The sequence below is a fragment of the Sulfitobacter faviae genome, from assembly GCF_029870955.1.
In the GTDB taxonomy this organism is placed as follows: Bacteria; Pseudomonadota; Alphaproteobacteria; order Rhodobacterales; family Rhodobacteraceae; genus Sulfitobacter; species Sulfitobacter faviae.
On the sequence record NZ_PGFQ01000002.1, the window covers coordinates 190,863 to 214,826 of the forward strand.

At 62.4% G+C, this 23,964-nt stretch carries 19 protein-coding genes and 5 pseudogenes; 10 read left to right on the forward strand and 14 right to left on the reverse strand.

Annotation, left to right across the window (positions count from 1 at the left end):
* Positions 1 to 27: 27 nt before the first annotated feature.
* Entirely contained in the window at positions 28 to 1,203 is a 1,176-nt protein-coding gene (locus CUR85_RS17500) for a nucleotide sugar dehydrogenase (protein WP_067263685.1), read from the reverse strand.
* A 249-nt stretch (positions 1,204 to 1,452) separates the two neighbouring features.
* Between CUR85_RS17500 and CUR85_RS17505 the strand changes: the two genes are divergently transcribed.
* The gene (locus CUR85_RS17505) at positions 1,453 to 1,911 is read left to right on the forward strand and encodes a DUF2793 domain-containing protein (RefSeq protein ID WP_280322950.1); all 459 of its coding nucleotides are present in this window, start codon (positions 1,453 to 1,455) and stop codon (positions 1,909 to 1,911) included.
* 71 nt (positions 1,912 to 1,982) lie between these two features.
* A complete protein-coding gene (locus CUR85_RS20670; RefSeq protein ID WP_485129817.1) occupies positions 1,983 to 2,780 on the forward strand; it encodes a pyocin knob domain-containing protein in 798 nt (265 codons plus the stop codon).
* A 42-nt stretch (positions 2,781 to 2,822) separates the two neighbouring features.
* On the opposite strand, the gene CUR85_RS17510 is transcribed toward CUR85_RS20670, so the two are convergent.
* The 6 genes from CUR85_RS17510 to CUR85_RS17530 form a co-directional block, all read right to left on the reverse strand.
* On the reverse strand, positions 2,823 to 3,785 hold the full coding sequence (locus CUR85_RS17510; protein WP_067263680.1) for a threonine ammonia-lyase: 963 nt from the start codon (positions 3,783 to 3,785) through the stop codon (positions 2,823 to 2,825).
* Between the two features lie 12 nt (positions 3,786 to 3,797).
* On the reverse strand, positions 3,798 to 4,607 hold the full coding sequence (locus CUR85_RS17515) for an aminotransferase class I/II-fold pyridoxal phosphate-dependent enzyme (protein WP_343245493.1): 810 nt from the start codon (positions 4,605 to 4,607) through the stop codon (positions 3,798 to 3,800).
* Positions 4,490 to 4,933, reverse strand: coding sequence for a PLP-dependent aminotransferase family protein (locus CUR85_RS20395; RefSeq protein ID WP_343245489.1), 444 nt, complete (start codon positions 4,931 to 4,933; stop codon positions 4,490 to 4,492). Before CUR85_RS20395 ends, CUR85_RS17515 begins: the two co-directional genes overlap by 118 nt.
* Before the next feature lie 16 nt (positions 4,934 to 4,949).
* On the reverse strand, positions 4,950 to 5,189 hold the full coding sequence (locus tag CUR85_RS20400) for a hypothetical protein (protein WP_343245490.1): 240 nt from the start codon (positions 5,187 to 5,189) through the stop codon (positions 4,950 to 4,952).
* Entirely contained in the window at positions 5,174 to 6,022 is an 849-nt protein-coding gene (locus CUR85_RS20405; RefSeq protein ID WP_280322951.1) for a serine hydrolase domain-containing protein, read from the reverse strand. The genes CUR85_RS20400 and CUR85_RS20405 overlap by 16 nt, the downstream gene beginning before the upstream one ends.
* A gap of 74 nt (positions 6,023 to 6,096) precedes the next feature.
* Entirely contained in the window at positions 6,097 to 6,576 is a 480-nt protein-coding gene (locus tag CUR85_RS17530; RefSeq protein ID WP_067263729.1) for an Lrp/AsnC family transcriptional regulator, read from the reverse strand.
* 94 nt (positions 6,577 to 6,670) lie between these two features.
* On the opposite strand from CUR85_RS17530, the gene CUR85_RS17535 reads away from it, so the two are divergent.
* From CUR85_RS17535 to CUR85_RS17555, 5 genes and pseudogenes are all read left to right on the forward strand, one after another.
* Complete coding sequence (locus tag CUR85_RS17535; RefSeq protein ID WP_067263672.1) at positions 6,671 to 7,873, forward strand: methionine gamma-lyase; 1,203 nt, start codon at positions 6,671 to 6,673, stop codon at positions 7,871 to 7,873.
* A 78-nt stretch (positions 7,874 to 7,951) separates the two neighbouring features.
* Complete coding sequence (locus CUR85_RS17540; protein ID WP_209273834.1) at positions 7,952 to 10,336, forward strand: transketolase-like TK C-terminal-containing protein; 2,385 nt, start codon at positions 7,952 to 7,954, stop codon at positions 10,334 to 10,336.
* 5 nt (positions 10,337 to 10,341) lie between these two features.
* Positions 10,342 to 11,262 (forward strand): isoaspartyl peptidase/L-asparaginase family protein, encoded by a 921-nt coding sequence (locus CUR85_RS17545; protein ID WP_082852023.1) that lies wholly within the window; start codon positions 10,342 to 10,344, stop codon positions 11,260 to 11,262.
* Positions 11,263 to 11,514: 252 nt separating this feature from the next.
* Positions 11,515 to 11,826: pseudogene (locus CUR85_RS17550) on the forward strand (TRAP transporter small permease subunit); the annotation flags it as partial.
* 154 nt (positions 11,827 to 11,980) lie between these two features.
* Entirely contained in the window at positions 11,981 to 13,372 is a 1,392-nt protein-coding gene (locus tag CUR85_RS17555; RefSeq protein WP_067263664.1) for a TRAP transporter large permease, read from the forward strand.
* Between the two features lie 275 nt (positions 13,373 to 13,647).
* On the opposite strand, the gene CUR85_RS17560 is transcribed toward CUR85_RS17555, so the two are convergent.
* On the reverse strand, positions 13,648 to 14,742 hold the full coding sequence (locus tag CUR85_RS17560; protein ID WP_067266590.1) for a TRAP transporter substrate-binding protein: 1,095 nt from the start codon (positions 14,740 to 14,742) through the stop codon (positions 13,648 to 13,650).
* A 242-nt stretch (positions 14,743 to 14,984) separates the two neighbouring features.
* Between CUR85_RS17560 and CUR85_RS17565 the strand changes: the two genes are divergently transcribed.
* The 3 genes and pseudogenes from CUR85_RS17565 to dctP all read left to right on the forward strand — a co-directional run bounded on the left by CUR85_RS17565 (position 14,985) and on the right by dctP (position 17,904).
* Positions 14,985 to 15,485, forward strand: a complete 501-nt coding sequence (locus CUR85_RS17565; protein WP_067266598.1) for a TRAP transporter small permease subunit — start codon at positions 14,985 to 14,987, stop codon at positions 15,483 to 15,485.
* A gap of 16 nt (positions 15,486 to 15,501) precedes the next feature.
* A pseudogene (locus tag CUR85_RS17570) lies at positions 15,502 to 16,796 on the forward strand (TRAP transporter large permease).
* A 19-nt stretch (positions 16,797 to 16,815) separates the two neighbouring features.
* Positions 16,816 to 17,904 carry a TRAP transporter substrate-binding protein DctP gene (gene dctP / locus CUR85_RS17575; protein ID WP_067266589.1) on the forward strand — a complete coding sequence of 363 codons (1,089 nt, stop codon included), beginning with the start codon at positions 16,816 to 16,818 and terminating at the stop codon, positions 17,902 to 17,904.
* 249 nt (positions 17,905 to 18,153) lie between these two features.
* Here the strand turns inward: dctP and CUR85_RS17580 are convergent.
* The 6 genes and pseudogenes from CUR85_RS17580 to CUR85_RS17605 all read right to left on the reverse strand — a co-directional run bounded on the left by CUR85_RS17580 (position 18,154) and on the right by CUR85_RS17605 (position 23,938).
* Positions 18,154 to 18,887, reverse strand: a pseudogene (locus CUR85_RS17580) (amino acid ABC transporter ATP-binding protein).
* Positions 18,884 to 19,557, reverse strand: a pseudogene (locus tag CUR85_RS17585) (amino acid ABC transporter permease). Before CUR85_RS17585 ends, CUR85_RS17580 begins: the two co-directional pseudogenes overlap by 4 nt.
* A gap of 3 nt (positions 19,558 to 19,560) precedes the next feature.
* Positions 19,561 to 20,319 carry an amino acid ABC transporter substrate-binding protein gene (locus tag CUR85_RS17590; protein WP_067266585.1) on the reverse strand — a complete coding sequence of 253 codons (759 nt, stop codon included), beginning with the start codon at positions 20,317 to 20,319 and terminating at the stop codon, positions 19,561 to 19,563.
* A 245-nt stretch (positions 20,320 to 20,564) separates the two neighbouring features.
* Positions 20,565 to 21,919 (reverse strand): annotated as a pseudogene (locus tag CUR85_RS17595) (sigma-54-dependent transcriptional regulator).
* A gap of 17 nt (positions 21,920 to 21,936) precedes the next feature.
* Positions 21,937 to 22,896: a formate dehydrogenase subunit gamma gene (locus CUR85_RS17600; protein ID WP_280322953.1), complete on the reverse strand. Its 960-nt coding sequence runs from the start codon at positions 22,894 to 22,896 to the stop codon at positions 21,937 to 21,939.
* Between the two features lie 562 nt (positions 22,897 to 23,458).
* On the reverse strand, positions 23,459 to 23,938 hold the full coding sequence (locus CUR85_RS17605) for a 4Fe-4S dicluster domain-containing protein (protein ID WP_425520175.1): 480 nt from the start codon (positions 23,936 to 23,938) through the stop codon (positions 23,459 to 23,461).
* Between the last annotated feature and the right edge of the window lie 26 nt (positions 23,939 to 23,964).

A 23,964-nucleotide genomic window follows, 5' to 3' on the forward strand; every position in this document is an offset into this window, starting at 1 on the left:
TTCGAGAGTTTGGATTACGTTGGTGCGTCAATCCGCGCCAAAAAGATCGCGGGTGAAGACCTTGTCGGGGACATCCGCCAGATCGGGGTGACTGCGGTTGGCCACGATCACATCCGCGCGCGCCTTGAACGCCTCCAGATCGCGGGTGACCTCGGAGCCGAAAAAGCGTTCCTCTTGCAGCACCGGCTCGTAAACGATCACCTCGATGCCCTTGGCCTTGAGCCGCTTCATGATCCCTTGGACCGAGCTTTGGCGGAAGTTGTCCGATCCGGCCTTCATCACCAACCGGTAGATGCCCACCCGCTGAGGGCCAAGCGCCAGAATCTGCTCCGAGACGAAATCCTTGCGGGTGCGGTTCGCCTCGACCACGGCGTTTATCAGGTTTTGCGGCACGTCAGAGTAATTGGCCAGCAACTGTTTGGAATCCTTGGGCAAACAGTAACCGCCATACCCAAAAGACGGGTTGTTGTAATGCCCACCGATGCGCGGGTCGAGGCAGACACCGTCGATGATCTGCCGCGTGTCCAACCCATTGGTCAACGCGTAGCTGTCCAACTCATTGAAATAGGCCACCCGCATGGCGAGGAAGGTATTGGCGAAGAGCTTGATCGCTTCCGCCTCGGACGGGCCTGTAAAGAGCATGGGAATGTCGTCGTCGATTGCCCCCTCGGCCAGCAGTTGCGCGAAGCGCCGGGCACGCGGGCTGTCTTCGCCGACGACGATGCGCGAGGGGTGGAGGTTGTCGTAGAGCGCGCGGCCCTCGCGCAGGAATTCCGGGCTGAAGATGACTTGGTCGCTGTTCAACTCGGCGGAGAGGCCCGCGGTATAGCCCACCGGGACGGTGGATTTGATGACGATGGTGGCCGTTCTCGTGACCGCCAAAACATCACGCACCACCGCCTCAACACTGGAGGTGTCGAAGACATTGCTGCGTGGGTCATAGTTGGTCGGCGTGGCGATGAGCACATAATCAGCGTCGCGATATGCCGCCTCCGCGTCGGTCGTGGCCCGGAGGGTGAGGGGCTTTTCCGCGAGATATTGCTCGATCTCCGGATCGACGATTGGCGCACGGCGGGCATTCACCTGCGCCACCCGTTCTGCGTTCAAATCGACCGCTGTTACCTCGTTGTGCTGCGCCAGCAGCACCGCATTCGAAAGCCCGACGTAGCCGATACCGACAACGGCGATCTTGGTCTTGGACATAAGCGTGGGCCTTTCTTGCGCGGCGTGGCGTGGCGTGATGTTAAACTGCGGCTCTCGTTTTGAAAAGGCACCGCCTGACAGGGAGTTAGGGCGGTTTGGCGAAAGTGAAGGCCGCAGCGCGAACCTTCCGCCCGTGCCGTGCGATGGTGCAGGACCGCCGATTGTTGCGCGCGGCCCGAACGGTGGGTTGTCAGGCTGGCAAGACTTCCTTCTCACAGTCTCAGGCGACCCATAACGCGGAGAGCCCCGATGCCCGACACCTCTGAGCGCCTATCCCTGCCCTATTTGATGCCCGCACAGGCGCAAAAACATGTGACCCATAACGAAGCGCTGCAACGGCTCGATCTTCTGGTGCAGCTTGCGGTCGAAGGCTTTGAGGCCAACACGCCGCCCGCCCTGCCGCAGGCGGGGGAGGTTCATGCGCTCGGTGACGCGCCGACAGAGGTTTGGGCAGGTCATCCCGGTGAACTCGCCGCGTGGGTCGGAGAGACCTGGCAGTTCACCGCCCCGCAAGACGGCTGGGTTGCCTTGGATAAATCGACAGGGATTCTGCACCGTTGGGGGGCTGGGGCGTGGACCGAGGTCTCGCCCCCGATCTGGCGAACCTCTCCGGGCTGGGGGTTAATACGGATCATGACAGTGGCAATCGCCTGTCGGTCTCCTCCCCGGCGAGCCTGTTTACCCACGAAGGGGCGGGGCATCAGCTGAAGCTCAACAAGGCCAGCGCCGCCGATACCGCGAGCCTGCTGTTCCAAACCGATTGGTCTGGCCGGGCCGAAATGGGCACGGCGGGGCAGGATGATTTCGCCATCAAGGTCAGCGCCGATGGCAGCAGTTGGACCACCGCACTGGCCTTTGACGCAGCGAGCGGCATCGCCTCAGGCGCGGCGCTGACGCAGGGCGTGGATGATGCGACGGTGGGTCGTTTGCTGCGGGTGGGGGATTTCGGCATCGGCGCTGACGCGGGGCCGTTGGTGACGGACCTCAACGCGCATGATCTTTCGGGCAGTTTTTCAAGCTATGGCGGCGCCCATGCGCAGGCGCCTGCCGGGGCCAACCCGTTCCCGGCGCTGAATGGGGTCTTCGGCCTGCTCTGCGGCAATAGCACCTTGGGCGGGCAGAGCGCCTATCTGTGGCAGATCGCACTGGGCATCGACACGCCGGGTCTGGCCATTCGTGTGCGGGCGACGGGGGCATGGGGCGCGTGGCAGCCTTTGTGGTCTGGCGCGAATACGACCGTGGATGCCAATGGATTCATCAAGGAAGCCAGCCCGATCGTGCGCCTGTTCCGCGATGGCCGTGAAGAGCCTGCGGTGCCTTTGGGTGCAGGGTTCGAACGGATCGGGCCGGGCCATTACCGATTGTCGAATGTGCCGCCGCTCGCCAGCCGCGGCTGGCAGATCGAAGCGCCGCAGGATGCGAATGGCAACCGGCTGGTTCATGTCGCGTGCCGCTATGATGCGGGGACGCTCGATATCCGCACCTGCGAGGTGATCTGGCAGGACGGCTGGGCGGGCGGTGCGCCGCGGGACATTCCTGAAGGCCGTTGGGTCGACCTGCGGTTCGACATGCGCTGAGGGGGAAACGGACCCGGTCCGCAGGATCGAGCCGGGTGGCCGTTAGATGATCCTGCGCAATTGCTCGACCTCATAATTGCCTCCGCAAAGCAGAACGACAGAGGTCTGGCCCGCGTCGCCCTGCGGCCCTGCCAGATAGGCCGCCAGCGCCAAAGCGGCGGCCCCTTCGACCAGCATATTCTCTTCCCAAGCCAATACTTTCAGCGCCTCGGCGATCTGATCCTCGTCGCAATGGATGATCTCGTCGATCACCGCGCTTGCGATCGGTAGGGTCATCGAGTCCGCATCGACCCCGCCCGCCACGCCATCGGCCAGCGTGTCGAGATGTTCCGTTTCGACGATCTTGCCCGCTTTGATCGACGCGGCCAGCGCACAGCTATTCGCAGCGCTTACACCGATGACGCGGGTCCGCGGGGAGAATTCCTTGATCACCGATCCCATGCCCGAGATCAGCCCGCCACCGCCCATCGAGATGAAGACATTGTCGATGCCTTCGATCTGGTCGAGCAGTTCCAGCGCGGCGGTGCCCTGCCCCGCGATCACCTCGGCATCATTGTAAGGTGAGATATAGGTGTAGCCCTCAGCCTCGGCCAAGCTCTGCGCGTGCAGCTCTGAAAGCGAGGCATCGGCCCCATGGATCACGACCCTCGTGCCGTAGCTTTCGATGATCTTGCGTTTCTTGGCGACGACGGTTTCGGGCAGTACGACGATCAACTCATGCCCCGTGGTCTGGGCCGCAAGCGAGCAGGCGATGCCGTGGTTGCCGGAAGATGCGGTGATGACAGGCCGGTCGAGCGGCACGGTGGTCAGTTTCGCGCTGGCGCCGCGCAGCTTGAATGACCCGGTATGCTGGAAGTTCTCGGCTTTGTAGAACAGCCGCGAGCCCTCTGCCATTGGCAAGCGGGAGGCGATCACCGGGGTGCGGTAAACCGCGCCCGCGATTTTGCGATGAACCACGCAGGAACGTGCGGCGCTTTGAGCGATCAGGTCTGAGGCTGACGGCATGACGGGCTCCATCTAGCTTGACTGTGCCGCGCCGTGACGCACGAGGAAGGCCGAGACACGCGCCAATCCGTCGCGCAGGTCCGCCGTCGAATTGGCGAAACCGATGCGCAGCCAGCCCTCCATGTCCATGGCGCTGCCGGGGGTGAAGAGGACGCCCTCTTCCTCCAGCAGTTGCGTGCAGAAATCGCGGGAGGGCAGCGGCAGGTCGTATTTCAGCAGCGCCGTGGTGCCCGCTTGCGGCTTCACCCATGAGATCAGCGGCTCGGCCTCGACCCAATCCGACAGGATCGCGAGGTTCTCGCGGGTGATCCGATGCGCGCGATCGAGGATTTGGGCGCGGTTTTCGAGGGCGACGGCCGCGAAATACTCGTCAATCCGCCCGACGGAAATCGTGTTGTAATCGCGGTGGATCATGATGTCTTCCAGCAGGGTTTTCGGCCCCGCGACCCAGCCCACGCGCAGCCCGGCCAGCGAATAGGCCTTGGACATGCCCGCCGTGCTGATGCCACGCTCGTAAAGATCACAGATCGAGGCGGTATAGCCGTTCCCCGCCTGATCGGTGCCGCGATAGACCTCGTCGCAGAGCACCCATGCGCCGCTGCCGCGCGCGATCTCGGCAATCTCAGCCAGCATCGTGCGATCCATCAGCGCGCCGGTCGGGTTGTTGGGGTTGTTGGTGGCGATCATCCGCGTGTCGGGCCGCATCATCGCGCGCAGCTCATCAAGGTCGGGCAGAAAGCCGTTCTCGGGGCGCAGGTGCAGCAGTTCGATCTCGGCACCGATGCTCTCGGGGATCGAGTAATGCTGCTGGTAGGTCGGCACGATGGCGATGACATGGTCGCCGCGGCTGACCAGCGTCTGGTGCACCAGCGCATTGGCCCGATGGTGCCGTGGGTGGTCAGCACGTTCTCGCGGGCTTGGTTTTCGTAGAGCCCCGCCACCGCGTCGCGCAGACGGTCCGAGCCCTCGATCGCGCCATAGCCCATGCGCATCTCGCGCAATTCGCCCAGCACGGAATTGTCGACGTCCGCCATGTCGATCAACTCACCTAGGGTGATCGAGTCCACACAGGTCTCGGCGAGGTTGTAACGGCAGTGGTTCTCAAATTCGTTCATCCACATTTCGACGCCGAAGGTCTTGATATGCATGGGGTTTCCTTTCGTGTCAGCTCTCGGTCAGCGCGGCGAAGAGCCGGCGGAGGAATGGCGGCGTGGCGGTCGGGGCGAGCCAGCGCATCACGGCTACGATCTCGTGCTCGGGCGCGATCCAGATCGTATGGCCGCCCGCGCCCTGCGCGCTGAAGGCGCTCTCGGGCAGTTTCGGATCGGCCTCCGCGCCGCGGTTCAGCCACCACAGGAAGCCGTATTTGTCGAGCGTCGGCGTTGGCGTCAGGGACCGCTGCATCCAGTCCTCGGGCAGAATTTGTTCGCCGTTCCACGCGCCGTTCTGGCAGATGAACTGGCCAAATTTTGCGTGATCCTCGGCAGAGATGAAGAGGCCCCACCCCAATGCCCGCCGCCGGTGACCGATTGCATTCGGGTGCCATCCAGCTCGACCCATGAGGTCGAATAGCCCTCCCACCGCCAGTCAGCGGAGGCCCCGATCGGGTCCATGATCCGCGCGCGCAGCACCTCCGGCAAGGGCCGGCGGAAGCGCATCATCAGCGCATAGGCCAGCGCGTTGACCCGCACGTCGTTGTACTCATAGTGGCTGCCCGGCGCGCCGACCTGCCGCAACTGTCCCTTGCGGCTGTTGTCCGCACCCGGGCCGATCTGGCGGTAGTGGTCGACCTGATCGTCCTTGCCGAAAATCTCGCCGCGCCATTCGCTGTTCATCTGCAACAGATGCCGCCAGGTGATGCGCCCGTTGTGATCGCCCGAAAAATGCGGCCCCGGCACGCTGTCGCCCACCGGCGCGTCGAGGTCCGCGATCAGCCCGTCTTTCACCGCCAGCCCCGCCAGCACCGACAGATAGCTCTTGGCGATGGAGAATGTCATGTCGGCGCGCGTCGTATCGCCCCACTCAGCCACGCGCTGGCCGCGGTGCAGGATCACCCCGGCAGGGCCGCCGCGCGGTTTAACGGGCCCCACGATCTCGGTCCAGGGGCCGCTCTCGTTCCACTCGCGGTTGCCGACATAGGCGCCATCGGCATGGTACATCGAGCGGGGCCAGTCGGTCTCATGCGCTTGCGCATGGTCGACGACGGCTTGCAGGGCGGGGGTGGCGGCGAATGTCATGGGGCTCCTCGGGGCTTCGGGCGAACATTTCCCAAGGGGGGCGGAATTGTAAACCGGTTAAATGTCTCCACGCCTCAATCGCCGATGTCGGGATAGACCTGAGAGCGTTTGACCACGCCGTAGACAAAACTGGTGTCGATCGAGCCGATGCCGCCGATGGGATGCAGCCGCGCGCGCACGAAACGCTCATAGTCCTCGAGATCGCCCACCACGACGCGCAGCAGGTAGTCCGACAGGCCGCTCATCACGAAACATTCCAGCACTTCCGGGATCGCGCGGATTTGGCTTTCGAAACGCTGCACCGTGCCCTCGTCGTGCCCGTCCAGCGTCACGCGCACCATGACCGTGACCGGCAGCCCGTAGGCCTTGGCATCGACCTCCACGCTGTAGCCCCGGATCGCGCCGCTCTTCTCTAGCGCGCGCAGGCGCCGCAGGCAGGGCGAGGGCGAGAGGCCGACCTCCTCCGCCAGATCGAGGTTGGTCATCCGGCCGTTGCGCTGCAAGGTGCGGATGATGCGGCGGTCGGTGGCGTCCAATCGGGGCGTTTGGGGCATGATATGCCAAATCTCCTGCAATTTGCGCATATATTAGCAACCAAATGCCCCTTGCGCCATCGGATCATGCCGCAAAATCAGACAGGGGCCAGCCATGACCGAGAACCAGAAATCCTTTGCCACCCGCGCCATTCACCACGGCTATGACGCGCAGGACGAACAGGGCGCGCTGAACCCGCCGATTTACATGAGTTCGACCTTTACCTTCGAGACCGCGGAGGCGGGCGGCGACATGTTCGCGGGCGAGCGCGAAGGGCATTTCTACACCCGTATCAGCAACCCCACGTTGGACCATCTGGAAAAACGTATCGCCAACCTCGAAGGCGCCGAGGCTGGCCTCGCCACCGCCTCGGGCATGGGGGCAATCACCTCGACGCTCTGGTCCTTCCTTCAGGCGGGCGACGAGATCATCATCGACAAGACGCTTTATGGCTGCACCTTCGCTTTCATGACCCATGGCCTGCCGCGCTTTGGCGTCAAGGTGACGCTGGTCGACATGACCGAGCCTGCAAACCTCGCCGAGGTGATCAGCGACCAGACCAAGGTGGTCTATTTCGAGACGCCTGCGAACCCGAACAACCGGCTGGTGGACATCGCCGCCATCTCCGACATCGCGCATCGCGTGGGCGCCAAGGTGGTGGTCGACAACACCTATGCCACGCCGGTCATCACCCGGCCCATCGAACATGGCGCCGACATCGTGCTGCATTCGGCGACGAAGTTCCTTTCTGGTCACGGCGACGTGGTGGCGGGCCTCGTGGTGGGCAATGCCGAGGACATGATGCAGGTGCGGCTCGTGGGTCTGAAAGACATGACCGGTGCCGTGATGTCGCCGCTCACCGCCATGCTGCTTTTGCGCGGGATCAAGACGCTGGAACTGCGCATGGAGCGCCACTGCGCCACCGCCGCCAAGGTCGCCGAGGCGCTGGAGCAGCACCCGGCGGTGCTGCATGTCGCCTACCCGGGGCTGGCAAGCTTCCCTCAGGCCGAGCTTGCGCGGCGGCAGATGGGCAACTTCGGCGGCATGATCCCCTTCGAGGTCAAGGGCGGCAAGGCGGGCGGCATCGCTTTCATGAACCGGCTGAACCTCATTCAGCGCGCGGTGAGCCTTGGCGACGCGGAAAGCCTGATCCAGCACCCCGCCAGCATGACCCATTCCACCTATTCGCCCGAGGAACGCGCCGAACACGGTATCGCCGAGGGGCTGGTGCGGCTTTCGGTCGGGTTGGAATCGGCGGAAGACATCATTGATGACCTTTACGCCGCGCTCGGGGCGCATAACATGCGCGCAGCCTGATCCGGCACGAACCGGACCAGTCGCGGGCGGTGTCGAGGAGGGCACCGCCCAAGGGATCCTCAGAATGAAAGACCTGCCATGACCGCTCTCGCCCCTGCCCAGCTGAAGACCATCGAACAACGTCTGCTGTGGCTGTCGCACTGGATGATCCACAACGCGAACCACATTCGGCCCAAGGTGGACGGCATCAAGGTGGGCGGGCATCAGGCGTCTTCGGCCTCGATGGTGTCGATCATGACGGCGCTTTATTTCAGCGCCCTGCGGCCAGAGGACCGCGTGGCGGTGAAGCCCCATGCCTCGCCGATCTTCCACGCGATGCAATACCTGATGGGCAACCAGACCCGCGAGAAGATGGAGAATTTCCGCGGGTTTCAGGGCGTGCAGAGCTACCCCAGCCGCACCAAGGACGTGGACGACGTGGATTTTTCCACCGGGTCGGTCGGGCTTGGGGTGGCGGTGACCTCCTTCGCTTCGCTGGTGCAGGATTACATCACCGCGAAAGACTGGGGCGCGGATGTCGATCTGGGCCGCATGGTCGCCTTGGTGGGCGACGCCGAGTTGGACGAGGGCAACATCTACGAGGCCCTGCAGGAGGGCTGGAAGAACGACCTGCGCAACACCTGGTGGATCATCGACTACAACCGCCAGTCGCTCGACGGGGTGGTGCGCGAGGGGCTGTTCAAACGCATTGAGCAGATTTTCGACGCCTTCGGCTGGGACGTGGTCAAGGTGAAATACGGCGCCCTGCAGCGCGCCGCGTTCGAGGAGCCGGGCGGTGACAAGCTGCGCGACTGGATCGACAATTGCCCCAACCAGCTCTATTCGGCGCTGACCTATCAGGGCGGCGCGGTCTGGCGCGAGCGGTTGATGGAGGCGCTTGGCGATCAGGGTGATGTCACGGCATTGATCGACGCCCGCAGCGATGACGAACTGGCCGAGCTGATGGAGAACCTTGGCGGCAATTGCGTTGAGACCATGGCCGAGACCTTCGCCGCCATCGACCACGACCGCCCGGTCTGTTTTCTCGCCTATACCATCAAGGGCTGGGGCACGCCGATCGCAGGGCACAAGGACAACCACGGCGGTCTGATGACCAAGACCCAGATGGCCGACTGGCAGAAACACATGGGCGTGGCCGAGGGGGAGGAATGGGAGCCTTTCGCCACCGTCGAGGACCCGCAAGCGCTGCAAGCGGCGCTGGATCGCGTGCCCTTCTTCGCCAAGGGCCGCCGCCGCTACAATGATGCCACGCTGCCGGTGCCGCGGATCGAACTGTCGAGCGACCGCGAAATCTCCACGCAGATGGCCTTTGGCAAAATTCTCGACGATCTGTCGAAGGGCGACAGCGATCTCGCCTCCCGCATCGTTACCATGTCGCCGGACGTGACCGGGACCACGAACCTCGGGCCATGGGTGAACCGGCGCAAGCTCTTCGCGCGCAGCGAACAGGCCGACACTTTCATCAACGAGAAGATCCCCTCCACCGCGAAATGGGAATTCACGCCCGAGGGCCAGCACATCGAACTGGGCATCGCCGAGATGAATCTCTTCCTGCTTCTGGGCGCGGCGGGCCTGTCGCATTCGCTCTTTGGCAAGCGGGTCATTCCCATCGGCACGGTCTATGATCCCTTCGTCGCCCGCGGCTTGGATGCGCTGAACTACGCTTGTTATCAGGACGCGCGCTTCATGATCGTGGGCACCCCCTCGGGCGTGACGCTCGCGCCCGAGGGCGGGGCGCATCAATCCATCGGCACGCCGCTCATCGGCATGAGCCAGGATGGCTTGGCGAGCTTTGAGCCTGCCTTCGCCGACGAGTTGGCGGTCATCATGCAGTGGGCCTTCGACTACCTGCAACGCGATGGCGAAGGCGACCCGGACGAGCGCACATGGCTGCGCGACGAGACCGGCGGCTCGGTCTATCTGCGGCTCACCACCAATCCCATCGAACAGCCCGGCAAGCGCGTCGACGAGGACTTCCGCCAAGGCGCCATCGACGGGGCCTATTGGCTGCGCAAGCCGGGGCCGAACTGCGACGTGGTGATCGCCTATCAAGGTGCCGTGGCGCCCGAGGCGATCAAGGCCGCGGGCAGCATCGCCGAGGGCCGCCGCGACGTGGGTGTGCTTGCGGTGACCTCCGCCGACCGGCTGAACGCCGGCTGGACCGCGGCACAGCGCGCCCGGGCGCGCGGCAACCACGCGGCGCAGAGCCATATCGAAACGCTGCTCGGCCAATTGCCGCGCGATTGCAAGCTGGTGACGGTGATTGACGGCCATCCGGCGACACTGTCGTGGCTGGGCGCGGTCGTGGGGCATCAGACGGTGCCGCTTGGGGTCGAGCATTTCGGCCAGACCGGCACCATCGCCGACCTCTACCGGCATTTCGGGATCGACGCGCGCTCGATCGTGGAAAAGGTGCAGGGGCTCACCCCGGGCCGCCAGATGCTGCACCGGGTGGCGGGTTGATGGAAATGACCTATTCCCTTGCCATCCACGGCGGTGCCGGAACCATCCTCAAGGAAAACATGACGCCCGAGAAGGAGGCCGCCTATCACGATGGCCTCGCCCGTGCGCTGGAAGCCGGCGAAGCGGTGCTGCGCGACGGTGGCAGCGCGATGGATGCGGTGGTGGCCGCTGTCTGCGCGCTGGAGGATGAACCGCTGTTCAACGCAGGCCGCGGCGCGGTCTATACTTCCGAGGGCGTGCAGGAGATGGACGCCGCCGTGATGGATGGCGCCGACCGGCGCGCGGGCTCAGTGGCCGGGGTCTTCGGACCGAAGAACCCGGTGAAACTGGCGCGTGCGGTGATGGAGCGGACCGAGCATGTCACCCTCATCGGCCCCAATGCGCTGGAGATCGCGCGGCAGGCGGGCCTCGAGTTCGCCGACCGTGACTATTTCTTCACCCAGTCCCGCTGGGATGCATTGCAGGAAACGCTCGAGATGCGCGCCCGCGGCGAGGTCTCGGACGATCCGGCGCGGCGGCATGGCACCGTCGGGGCCGTGGCGCGCGACGCGGCGGGCAACATCGCCGCCGCCACCTCAACGGGGGGCATGACCGCCAAGGCCCCGGGCCGGGTTGGCGACACGCCGATGATCGGCGCGGGCACCTTCGCCGACAACGCGACCTGCGCGGTCTCTGCCACCGGGCATGGCGAGATTTTCATCCGCTGGAACGCCGCCGGGGAGATCGCCGCGCGGATGCGCCACGCGGGCGAGGATCTGGCCACCGCCGCCGAACATGTGGTGATGCAGGATCTGGCACCCAACGACGGCTCGGGCGGGGTCATCGCAGTGGACGCGGCGGGCAATATCGCCATGCCGTTTAACTCGCAGGGCATGTACCGCGGCATGGTGCGTAAAGGCTGCGCGCCCGAGACCAGTATCTATTGAGCGGTGCGGCCCTTCGGTTGCCTTCCTGCCACGGGAAGGCGACAAATGCCGCCGCGAAGAGCCGCCCGCCATCTAAATCTTGACATTTTGTCCCCTCCCTTTGATTGACGGTCAAACGAACTTGACGGGAGAGGGGACAAGGTGCGTTTTTTAGCAGCAATTGCCAGGGTGATCTGCGCGGTGAACTTGGTCATCGGCAATCTCTTTTCATGGCTCGCACTCGGCATCGTGTTGGTCTGTTTCACCGTGGTTGTGCAGCGCTATGTCTTCGCGATCAGCTTCGTTTGGATGCAAGACCTTTATATCTGGCTAAACGGCGCGATGTTCACGGCCGTGGCCGGTTTTGCGCTGCTGCGCGATGACCATGTGCGCGTCGACATCTTCTACCGCCCCGCCACTATGGCCCGCCGCGCACTGATTGACCTGATCGGCGTCATCGTCTTTCTGCTGCCCTTCTGCTGGATCGTCTACACCTATTCGATCCCCTTCGTGATCCGCGCTTGGGGCTATCAGGAAGGGTCGGCCAATGTGGGCGGCATGCCGGGGCTTTATATTCTCAAAGCCTTCATCATCGGCTTCGCATTTCTACTCGCAATTCAAGGGATTGCATGGATCATCCGCTCCATCCTCGTGCTCAGCGGCAATGCTGAGCTAGTGCCCAAATCCATGCAATACAGCCGGGACCAAATCCCGCAGACCATCCGCAGGGAGCCGTTTGATGGATCCGATTTTCATTGGCGAGATGCTCGCCGCGCTCATGTTCTTTGGCGTGATCGGCTTTTTGTTGCTCGGCTTTCCGGTGGCTTTCACCCTTGCTGGCGTGTCGCTGCTGTTTGGCGCCGTGGGCATGGGCTTCGGCGTGTTCGATCCCTCCAACTTCGGCTCGCTGCCGAACCGCTATATCGGCTTCATGACCAACGAAGTCTTGGTCGCCGTGCCGCTCTTTATCTTCATGGGGGTGATGCTGGAACGCAGCCAGATCGCCGAACAGCTTTTGCTGACCATGGGCAAGCTTTTCGGAAATATGCGCGGCGGTCTGGGGATTTCGGTGGTGCTTGTGGGCGCGATGCTCGCGGCATCCACCGGCGTCGTGGGGGCGACGGTTGTCACCATGGGCCTGATCTCTCTGCCCGCGATGCTGCGGGCGGGCTATGACCCCAAGCTTGCCACCGGGGTGATCTGCGCCAGCGGCACCTTGGGTCAGATCATCCCGCCCTCCACCGTGTTGATCTTCATGGGCGACATGCTTTCGGGCATTAACTCTCAGGTGCAGATGGCCAAGGGCAACTTTGCCCCCACGCCCGTCTCTGTGGGGGATCTCTTCGCTGGGGCGCTGCTGCCGGGGATTTTGCTGGTCTCGCTTTACCTGAGCTACGTTCTGTTCAAAGCCGCGACCGCGCCCGCCTCCTGCCCCGCGACGCCGGTTCCGGCGGATGAGAAAAGCCAACTGGTGCGGGATTTCTTTGTCGCCCTGATGCCGCCGCTCTTGCTGATCCTCGCCGTGCTGGGGTCGATCCTCGGCGGCATCGCCACCCCGACCGAGGCGGCCTCTGTCGGTGCTGTGGGGGCGATGGTGCTTGCGGCCATGCGCTGGCGTCTGTCCTTCCGCATCCTGCGGGAGACGATGATCGCCACGGCCACGATCACCAGCATGGTCTTTATCATTCTGCTGGGGGCTTCGGTCTTTTCCATCGTGTTCCGCATGATGGGCGGCGACAATCTGGTGCATGAGTTCCTCAGCAACCTGCCCGGCGGCCCCTTGGCGGCGGTGGCGGTGGTGATGATCATCATGTTCTTCTTGGGCTTCATCCTCGATACCTTTGAGATCATCTTTATCGTGATCCCGATCACCGCGCCGGTGCTGTTGATGCTGGACATCGATCCGATCTGGCTGGGCGTCTTGGTTGGGGTGAACTTGCAGACATCCTTCCTGACGCCGCCCTTCGGCTTTGCGCTGTTCTATCTGCGCGGGGTGGCCCCGGCGGATCTGCCGACCAGCGCGATTTACAAAGGTATCCTGCCCTTCGTGATGTTGCAGGTGGTGGCGATTGCGATCCTCTTTGCCTTCCCGCAAATCGTGACTTGGTTGCCTAAGGTGATCGCGGGGTGAGATAGCCCCCGACGTTCAAAGGCCCGGCAGCAATGCCGGGCCTTTTTGGTTGAGCGGTAAGGGCATCGCCCTCCCTGGTGGGCGATCGAACCCGTAAATGGGGCTGCGCGGGAGCCCATTTCGCGAACCGATCCGGCTGTCGAAACGCTGCAAAATCGCCCTCCGGGGGAGGGAGGGCGATGCCCGGTGTGCCACCGGGCGGGACAGGTCTGAGACCGTCGTTTCATAGAAAAAGGCCCGGCGTTTCCACCGGGCCCTTCCAATCAGCGCGAAGCTTAGTACTTCAGGAACTTCTGACGCGCCTGCACATAGGGGCTGTCGATGTTCTCGGTCCGGGTACGGACGAGGTTCAGCGCTTCGACAAAGCTCTCGGCGGTCCTCTTGACCAGTGGGTCGTCGCTGTTGCGCAGTTCTTCGACCACTTCGACCGAGGCTTTGGCACCGGCTTCCATGATGTCGTCGGGGAAGTTGCGCACGGTCACGCCATGCTCTTCCTGTAGGGTCTTCAGCGCGCGCGGGTCGTTGGCGTAGAAGTCGGCAGCAACCTGATCGTACTCCGCTTGGCTTACGTCACGGATGATCGCCTGCAGGTTCTCGGGCAGTTCCTGATACTTCTTCTTGTCGACGACAAGCTCGGTCGCCAGACCCGATTCCACGAAGGACGGCATGTAGTAGTTTTTGGCCACCTGATGGAAGCCGAGCGCCAGATCGTTGTAGGGGCCCACGAATTCCGCAGCGTCGAGCGTGCCCGACTGAAGCGCTTGGAAGATTTCGCCCGCGGCCATGTTGGTCACGGTCGCGCCCAGTTTCTCCCACACACGGCCACCAAGGCCCGGGGTCCGGAAGCGCACACCTTTGACATCGTCGAGGCTCTTCAGCTCATCGCGGAACCAGCCGCCGGTCTGCGTGCCGGTGTTGCCCGACAGGAAGCCCTGAACGCCGAACTGGTCATAAATCTCGTCCCAGATCTCCTGACCGCCCATGTAGCGCATCCATGCCGTCAGTTCCGGCGTGGTCATGCCGTAGGGCACGCCGGTGAAGAAGGACAACGCAGGGGATTTGTTCTGCCAGTAGTAGGCGGCACCGTGGCTCATCTCGGCGGTGCCGTCGATCACGGCGTCGAGCGATTGCAGCGGCGGCACCATCTCACCGGCGGAGAAGACCTGAATGGTCAGCTCGCCACCCGAGGCGGCGGTGATCCGGTCGGCCAGACGCTGCGCGCCGACACCCAGACCGGGGAAGTTCTTGGGCCATGTGGTAACCATGCGCCATGTGATGTTGCCCTGCGCAATAGCGGGCGCTGCAAGTGTCGTGGCGGCAGCACCTGCCCCCATTACACCGGCTTTGCGGATAAATGAACGACGATCCATGTTTTTCCTCCCAAACGGATATTTGCTTAGCCTCCCCCGACGTCGACGCGGAGGGCCATGCGCAGCAGATAATCGTCGCTTTTCGAAAATGTCCATGGCTTAGGCAAATTGAAATCTCACCTTCTGGACAATCCCGCCCCAAGCCGCATACGTAGTGCTACTTAAAGCAGCATTATTAATGGTCTTTTGCCTTGTTTTCGGCAGAAAGGCAAATAATGTGCGAGCTGCCAGGGAGGGCTCAGATCTTGATAAAATTCATCGACCAGATGAACGAATTCGTCGGGCGCATCGTGTCGGTCGTCGCCGTCATTTTCGCCGCAATCATCATCTATGACGTCTTCATGCGCTATGCGCTGAATGACCCGACCCGCTGGGCCTTTGACGTCACGAAACAACTTTATGGCTTCTATTTCGTGATGCTGGGCGGCTATGCGCTGCGCCATCAGGCCCATGTGCGGGTCGATCTGATCACCGAAACCCTTGGCCCCAGCCTGCGCCGTTGGGTCGAAGCGGCGGGCTATGTGATCTTTTTCTTCCCCTTCGCGTGGATCTTCACCACCCGCTCTTATGAATTCGCCATGCGCTCCTATGCCCAAGGTGAGACGACATATGGCTCGGTCCAGCTGCCGGTCTATCCGCTGAAAATGGCCATGGCCCTCGCTGCCGGTCTTTTGCTGCTGCAAGGCGTGTCGGAATTTTTGAAACTCGTACTTAACCGTCAGGAACTGCCCCGTGACGCCTGAACTCATTGCACTCACCATGTTTGGCCTGCTTCTGCTGGGCCTCTTCATGGGCCACCCGCTGGCCTTCGTTCTGGGCGGCACCGCCGTTTTGGGCGCTGTCATCGCCGGCAAACCGATGGTGCTGGGCATCGTCATCAACCGAATTTTCGGCGATGTGCTGGACAACTTCACGCTGATCGCGATTCCGCTCTTTATCTTGATGGCAAGGTTCCTGTCCGATTCGGGCGTGACGGATAAGATGTTCGAATCACTGCGGCTTTTGATGTCGAACATTCGCGGCGGTCTGGCGTTGGCAGTGGTTTTCATCTCGATCCTGCTGGCCGCGACCACGGGTATCATCGGCGCCTCGATCACCGTGATGGGCGTGATGGCCCTGCGCCCGATGCTGCAATATGGCTATAGCCCGACCCTGACCACCGGGGTCATCGCCGCCTCGGGCTGTTTGGGCATTCTGATCCCGCCGTCGATCATGCTGATCCTCATGGCCTCTTATTCCCCCCTTTCGGTGGGGGAGCTTTTCGCGGGCGCCATGGTGCCGGGCGTGGTGCTGGGGCTGCTCTATGCGGTCTGGGTTTTCGTCGTCGCTGTGGTCCGGCCCGACATGGCCCCCGCCGTCGAGCCTGATGAGAAAATCTCGAAACCCGCCCTTGTGCGCATGCTGCTGATCGAAGCCGTGCCGCCGCTGGTGCTGATCCTCGGCATTCTGGGCTCCCTGCTCGCGGGCATCGCCACGGCGACTGAAGCTTCCGCCATCGGTGCGGCGCTGGCACTGGTGATCGTTATCATGCGCGGCAAGTTCAGCTGGGCCTCTTTCTACGGCGCGATGTTGGAAACCGGGCGCACCTCGGCGATGATACTGTTTATCGTCGTGGGCGCCACCGCCTTTACCGGCGTGTTCAACATCACCGGTGGCCTGCGCGCCACGCAGGAGATCATCCGCAACCTCGACATGGCGCCTTGGCTCTTGATCGCGATGATGATGTTCATCGTCTTCATCCTCGGGGCCTTCCTCGACTGGACCGGCATCGTGCTGCTGTCCTTCCCGATCTTCCTGCCGATCGTGCAGGAGATGGACGTGAGCCTGTTGTGGTTCGTCGTCCTGATGTCGGTGGTTCTGCAAACGTCCTTTTTGACCCCGCCCTTTGGATATGCGCTCTTCTACCTGCGCGCCATTGCCCGCGTGAGGTCAAGACGTCGCATATCATCGTCGGCGTGCTGCCTTTCATCGGTCTGATCCTGATGATGTGTGTGGCCATCGCCCTGTTCCCACAGCTTGTCACCTGGCTGCCGGAAACGCTCTATACAAAATAATCAACGGAGGAGAGAGATTATGAAATTGAAATCAACCCTTGCCGGTCTGGCACTCTGCGCGGGCGTTGCCACGCAGGCCGCGGCCCAAGACAGCTGGACCATGACCACCACATGGCCCACTTCGCTGGAACTGATCGAGATCGACAAGCATTTCGTCGATCTTGCCAACAAGCTGACCGGCGACGACCTGACAATCGAATTCTTCGAAGGTGGCTCCCTCGTGCCCGCGGGCGAAGTGTTCGGCGCGGTTGAATCCAACACCGTGCAGGCTGGCGCGGACTGGCCCGGTTACTGGGCGGGCCGCAACTCTGCCTTCTCGCCGCTGGCGACCACGGCGAGCCTGTTCAACGCGGTCGACTACGTCAACTGGATCGAGCAATGGGGCGGCAAAGAGCTTTATAACGAGATCTACGGCAAGTTCGGCATGGTCTATCTGCCCTACGGCGTGACCAACAACGAATCCGGCTTCCGCACCAACGAGCAAATCGTCACGCTGGAAGACCTCAAGGGCAAGCGTCTGCGCCTGTCGGGTCTGGAGCAGGGCCGTCTGTTGGAGAAACTGGGCGGGTCGCAGGTCTCTATGGCCGGTGGCGAAATCTATCAATCGCTTGAGCGCGGCGTGATCGATGGCGCGGAATTCTCGACCCCGAACGTCGACTTCTCGGGCGGTTTCCAGCAGGTCACCAAATACTGGGCGACACCGGGCTGGCACCAGTCCGCCTCGATCTTCGGTGTGATGATCAACAAAGGCGCATGGGACGCCCTGTCCGACGAGACCCGCGAAGCGCTTGAGATTGCAGCGCAGGCCAACCTCGTTTGGTCGCTGTCTTTCACCGAGAAGCGCGCGACCGAAGCGTACCAGCAGTTCCTCGACGCGGGCATCGAAATCAACCGCTACGATGACGAGACGCTGACCAAGGTTCAGGAGATGGCCAACGAGACCATCGAAGAGACCGCCTGCGAGAACCCCGATTCCGCAAAGGTTTACCTGAGCCAGCTGGAATATCTGAACGACTACGCGAAATGGCGTGACGCTTCGGCGCCGTTCAACCTTGGCCGCACACCGAATGGTCCGGACATCGAGAAGATCCGCGCCTGCGCGGAGTGATTTGAGAAGTCAGGTTTAAACGGATAGGCCCGCCAAATGGCGGGCCTTTTTTCCGTTTGGGGAAGAAGATCGAGGGCCATCGCCTGCCCGCGGGTCGGCGATCAAACGCTAGATGCTGCCACTTTATCCCTCAGCCATGATGTACCTTCGCGAGGTTGCACCCAGCCTCACCAAATCGCCTACCCGGGGGCGGGCAGGCGATGGCCCGGCGCCTGCGGCTTGATTCTGGGCCAGCGGCAAAATCGGCCCCTACCCCTCGACCCGTTTCAGGAACCGCTGCAACCGCGCATCCTTCGCCGCGCCAAAAATCTCCGACGGCGCTCCGCTCTCAACAATTTTCCCGCCGTCCATAAAGATCACCCGATCCGCGATCTCGCGGGCGAACTGCATCTCATGGGTCACGATCAGCATGGTCTGCTTGCGCTCCGCCACCGCGCGCATCAGGTCGAGCACCTCCCCCACCCATTCCGGATCGAGCGCCGAGGTCGGCTCGTCGAACAACATCAGTTCCGCCCCGAGCGCCATGGCGCGACCGATGCCAACACGCTGTTGCTGCCCACCGGACAACGCCGCCGGAAAACTGTCGGCCTTATCGGCCAAGCCGGTCTCAGCCAGAACCGAGAGCGCGCGTTCTTCGGCCTCGGCCTTGGGCCGTTTCTGCACCGTGACGAGCGCTTCCATGATGTTCTCTTTCGCCGTCTTGTTGGCGAAAAGCGCGTAGTTCTGGAACACCATCGCCGTCCGACGCCGCAGCGCTAAAATATCCGCCTTGCGCGCCTTGGCGGCATCGACGGTCACGTCGCCGATGCGAATGACCCCTCTTGCGGCACGTCGAGGAAATTGAGGCAGCGCAGCAGGGTCGACTTGCCGGTGCCCGAGGGGCCAATCACGACCACCCGCTCGCCCTCGGCAATCTGCAAATCAATGCCGTTCAGAACCGGCGCGCCGCCGAAATCTTTGGTCAGGCCAGTGATATCAATCATCGCACGAACGCCTTATTCAGATAGGTTTCAAGCCGCTTTTGCACTTGGCTTAACGCTTCGACGATGACCCAATAGATCATGGCGACCACGAGATAGGCCTCGAAATAAAGGAAGCTCCCTGCGGCTTCTTTCTGGGCCGCGCCATCATCTCGGTCACGCCGAGGGTAAAGGCGAGCGACGTGCCTTTGATCATGTCGATGAAATAATTCACCAGCGTCGGCGCGGCGATCCGGGCGGCCTGTGGCAGGATGATCCGCCACATCATCTGACCTTGGGTCATGCCGATGGACTGGGCCCCCTCCCATTGGCTGCGGTCCACCCCCATGATCGCGGCGCGGATGCTCTCGGCCATATAGGCTGCAAAATGCAGGGTCAGCCCCATGATGGCGGCAGTCACGCCGCTGATATTGGTCAGGAACGACAGCACCTGCGGCAGACCGAAGTAGAAAAGGAACAGTTGCACCAACAGCGGCGTGCCGCGAAAGAAACTGATGAAAACGATCACGAACCAGTCGAGCACGGGCACTTTCACAACCCGTTCAACCGCCAAAAGCGAGGCGAGGATGAGTGCGAACACCATCCCCGCCACCGCCATGAACAAGGTCAGCGGTACGTAGCCCAATATGACGGGCACCAGCCCCAGCATGTAGTCAAGGTCTAGCGCCCGCATGGGTTACTCCGCTTTGGTGATGTCTGTGCCGAACCACTTGTCCGAGATTTCGGCCAGTGTACCGTCTTCGCGCAGGGATTCCAGCGCAGTGTCGACACGGTCACGCAGCGCGCGGCCTTCGTCATTGTCTTGGAACGGCAGGGCGTTGCGGATCTCAGAGAAGGGCTTGCCCGCCAGTTGCAGCGGCAGGGGGCTTTCCTGAATAAGCTGCGCCGAAGAAACCCGGTCCATCACAAAGGCATCGACCCGGCCAAGCGCGGTATCTTGGGCGATGTTGGACTCATAGGTCTTGATCTCGATCTCATCGGCGAAGGCAAGTTCGTTCAAAAGCTGCTCGAAGTTCGACCCAAGGTTCACCGCCACGGTTTTGCCGCGCAGGTCTTCGACGCCGCCGATCTCTTCGTTGCCCTCTTTGGTCACGACCTGCGCACCGTCAAAGACATAAGGCGCGGTAAAGGCGAATTTTTCCTGACGCTCGGGCGTGATGGTGATCTGGTTGGCGATCGTATCAATGCGGCCTGCGTCCAGCGCGCCGATCAGGCCGGAGAAGGCCATGGTCTCGAACTCGACCTCGAAACCCGCCTCTTCGCCGACGGCGTTCATGACATCGACTTCAAAACCCTGAAGTACGTCCTGCTTCACGAAGGTGAAGGGGAAATAGCCGCCCGACATGCCGACGCGGAGCGTGTCATTGTCTTGGGCAAAGGCTGCGGTGCCGGTGACCGCGGCGAGCGCGGTTGCGGTAACGATCTGTTTCAGCATTGAATTTACTCCTCTAACGCTTGCGCTTCAGATGTCACCGGGCGCCGCCCGCTTCAACACCGTCGCTGAAACAGGAACGTTTGACGGGCAGGATCGGTTCAGATGGAATAACGGGTTTAGGGGAGTGACCCCGGCAGGGACATCCTCCCCACTACAGCGCCCGTGACAGAATGGTATTCTGCGAATCTGAAGAAGATTCCCCACATGCGGAACAGATATGCGCGTTTCGCATAGCTTTAACTCGGTCAAAGCGTCTCGATATCCAACCCTTCGGCAGCCCAAGCGGCGAGCTTGCGGTCGACGGTTTTGCGCGACACGCCCAAGCGGCGCGCGGCCTCGGCTCGGTTGCCGTTCGACAGATCAAGGATGTGCAGCATATGGCGCTGCGTGACCAGTTCGAGATCTTCGATCGCCCGTGGCCCATCGACCGCGCCATGGCCCGCAAAGGCTTCGGGCAGACTGCCGAGGATCACCGAGCGTTCGATCAGATTGCGCAATTCGCGCACATTTCCGGGCCAGTCGTAACGGCGCAGTTTCAGCAAAGTCTCCGCATCCAAACGCAGCGCGGGCATGCCAAGCGCGGTCGAAAACTGCTGCATGAACATCGCCGCCAGTTCGACGATATCCTCAGACCGGTCCTTGAGCGGCGGCATCGCGACCTCGACCACATTCATGCGGTGGTAGAGGTCGGCGCGGAAACGCCCCTCTTCCACCGCCTTGGGCAGGTCGGCGTTGGTGGCAAACAGGAACCGCAGGTTCAGCGGAATCTCCCGCTCTGCCCCGTCGGGCCGGATGCGCTGGTCTTCCAACACCCGCAAAAGCGCCGCCTGTAGCTGCTCCGGCATCTGCGCCACTTCGTCCAGAAACAACGTGCCGCCGTCAGCCAAGAGGAACAGCCCCGGTTGCAGGGTCTCATTCCCCTCCACCGCGCCAAAGAGTTCGGGCACGATCCTGTCCGGCGTGATGGCGGCGCAATTCACCGCGACGAAAGGATTGTCGGCACGGTCGGACATCTGGTGCAACTGCCGCGCGGCCAACTCCTTGCCCGTGCCGCTGGGACCGGTGAACAGCACCGGCGTCGGCACCGGGGCAAGACGGTTGAGCATGCCGCGCACCTTCGACAGCGCCTCGGACTTGCCGAGCATTTGCACCGCCGTGCCACCCTGCAACTCCCGCCTGAGCAGGGTATTGTCACGGCGCAGGTTCTTGCGGTCCAAGGTGCGCGACACCGCGCCGAGGATTTGGTTCGCGCGGAAGGGTTTCAGCACGAAATCACTCACGCCCGCCCGGAGTGCGGCAATGGCGGTTTCAAGATCGGCATAGGCGGTGATCAGGACCGTGTCGGCGTAGAACCCCTTGCGGCGCTGTTCGACGACCCATTCCAGACCGGTCTTGCCGGGCATGACATTATCCAGCACGACCACATCGAAATGTGCCTCGTCCAAGAGCTTGGTGGCCTCCGCAGGAGAAGCCGCTTGGGCCACGCGTTTGACGCGCGCTCCAAGATCTTGGTGAGGAAATGGCGCATCCCCGGTTCATCGTCGATCACAAGGATCGACGCACCTTCGAGCGTGCCGCCGTATTCATCGCCTGCCGCCATGATATGCCTCTTTGGTGTCAGTCCAGCCGGACGTTTTCACCTGAATAGACCTCGGCGGAGGAAAAGCCTATCTCATGCAGCCCGAAATAGGCCACGACGCCGATCACCGCGACGCCCAGAAACCCTGCCAACATGGCTTTCATCGCGCGACTCCTTTGATTTGAACGCCGCCGCCCGTCATTCTGCGGGGGTCCGTTTGTCTTGTTTGACCTCATCGAGCCAGAGCGAGTGGTGCTGTTCGCCCAACGCTCATCGACCTCGCCATTGCCCATGGCGTCAAAGGCGCCTTCCATGCCGAGCGTCCCGATGTAGATATGGCCCAAGATCACCGCCATCATCAGAAAGCCGATGATCGCGTGCCACAGCTGGGCATATTGCATTTCGGCATGCGGCGTCAGATCGCCCTGAAGCGGACCAAAGCCTGCGGCCTCGGCCATGCCGATGTCATTGATGATGTTGAACGTATGCCCGAAAAGCTGGATCTCGAAGGGAAAGAGCAGAGACAGCCCCGAGAGCGAGACCGAGAAGCCCAGCAGGATCACGGCCCAGAAGACGATCTTTTGGCCGAAGTTAAACTTCTTGGCGGGCGGGTGTTTGTCACCGATGAAACCGCCGCCCTGTTTGATCCAGAGCCAATCCGTCTTGTTCGGGATATTGTGCCAAATCCACATGACGAAGACCATGACGAGCGCAATCATGAAGGCCCATGAGACGTTATTGTGGATGAACTTCGACCCGGTCAACAGGGTCGAGTTGAACTCATGCCCCAGCAGAGGGATGACGACCTTGCGGCCAAAAAGCGTGGCCAAGCCCGTCAGCGCGAGCAGGATGAACGAGCCAGCCAGCATCCAATGCGCGAAACGCTCAACGGCTTTGAAGCGGGTGACGGTGCGCCCGACCTTGCCGCCTTCGATACGGATCCGGCCCGCAGAAGGTAAAAGAGCAGCAGCACGGCCAGCGTCCCGGTGAGCAGCCAAGCGCCATAGGTCGCAAGTGGGCCTTCGCGGAATTGCTGCCACCACATCCCGTTGTCTTGGACAAGGACGCGGCCCGTCTTGTTCATCGTACTCACGCGCACGGGCAATTCGTTATAGCGGATACCGCGCCACAGGTCGGGTCGGAGCGTCCGCCGAGCGGGCCAAGGCTTGGCACCGTGGCCGCATCGCCGCCCAGATGTTGCGCCTGAACCCATCGTCGATCTCTGCGCCGTTCTGACGCCGTTCGATATCGGCCAAGTTTGCGCGCCGCCGGTACTGGCGCGGTCGATGGCCGAGGGGGTCGCGTTCTCAGGCAGGCGCAGTCCTGCGCCGTGACGCTGACCGGCAGCGCGGCCAAGGCGAGAATGAAAAGAGCCATCAGGTGGCGCAGCATGGGAAATCCCCGGCTAGACAGATATGGAGAAAAGGGACGGCCCGATCAGGCCGCCCCCGCAAGCCGTTACTGGCCCTTTTGCTCGTAAGCCGTGCCCCAGCCCAAGCGCCGGAGCCGAAGCCGCGCGCGACCACGCGCTCGCGGTAGATGTCCGAGACCATGTCCCCGTCACCGGCCAGCAGCGCCTTGGTCGAGCACATCTCGCGCAGATCGGCAGCTTGCCTTCCGCGATCCGGTTGCGACCGTACTTCTGGAACTCGGCTTGGGAGTGGTTCTCTTCCGGGCCGGCGCAGAAGGTGCATTTGTCCATCTTGCGCGGCTGCCGAAGTTGCGGCCTGCGGGTTGCGGCGCGCCAAAGGGGCAGGCGTAGAAGCAGTAGCCGCAGCCGATGCAGAGGTCTTTGGAGTGCGCACGATGCCGTCGTCGGTCTGGTAGAACAATCCACCGGGCAGACCGCCATGCAGGGCGCGTCCGAGCAGTGGCAGCAGGCGACGAGATCGAGCGTTCGCCCGGCTGGCCGTCCTGAATGGTCACCACGCGGCGGCGGTTGATGCCCCAAGGCACCTCGTGTTCGTTCTTACAAGCCGTGACGCAGGCGTTGCATTCGATGCAGCGCTCGGCATCGCAGAGAAACTTTGCTCTTGCCATTCTCTTGTCTCCTTACGCTGGCATGA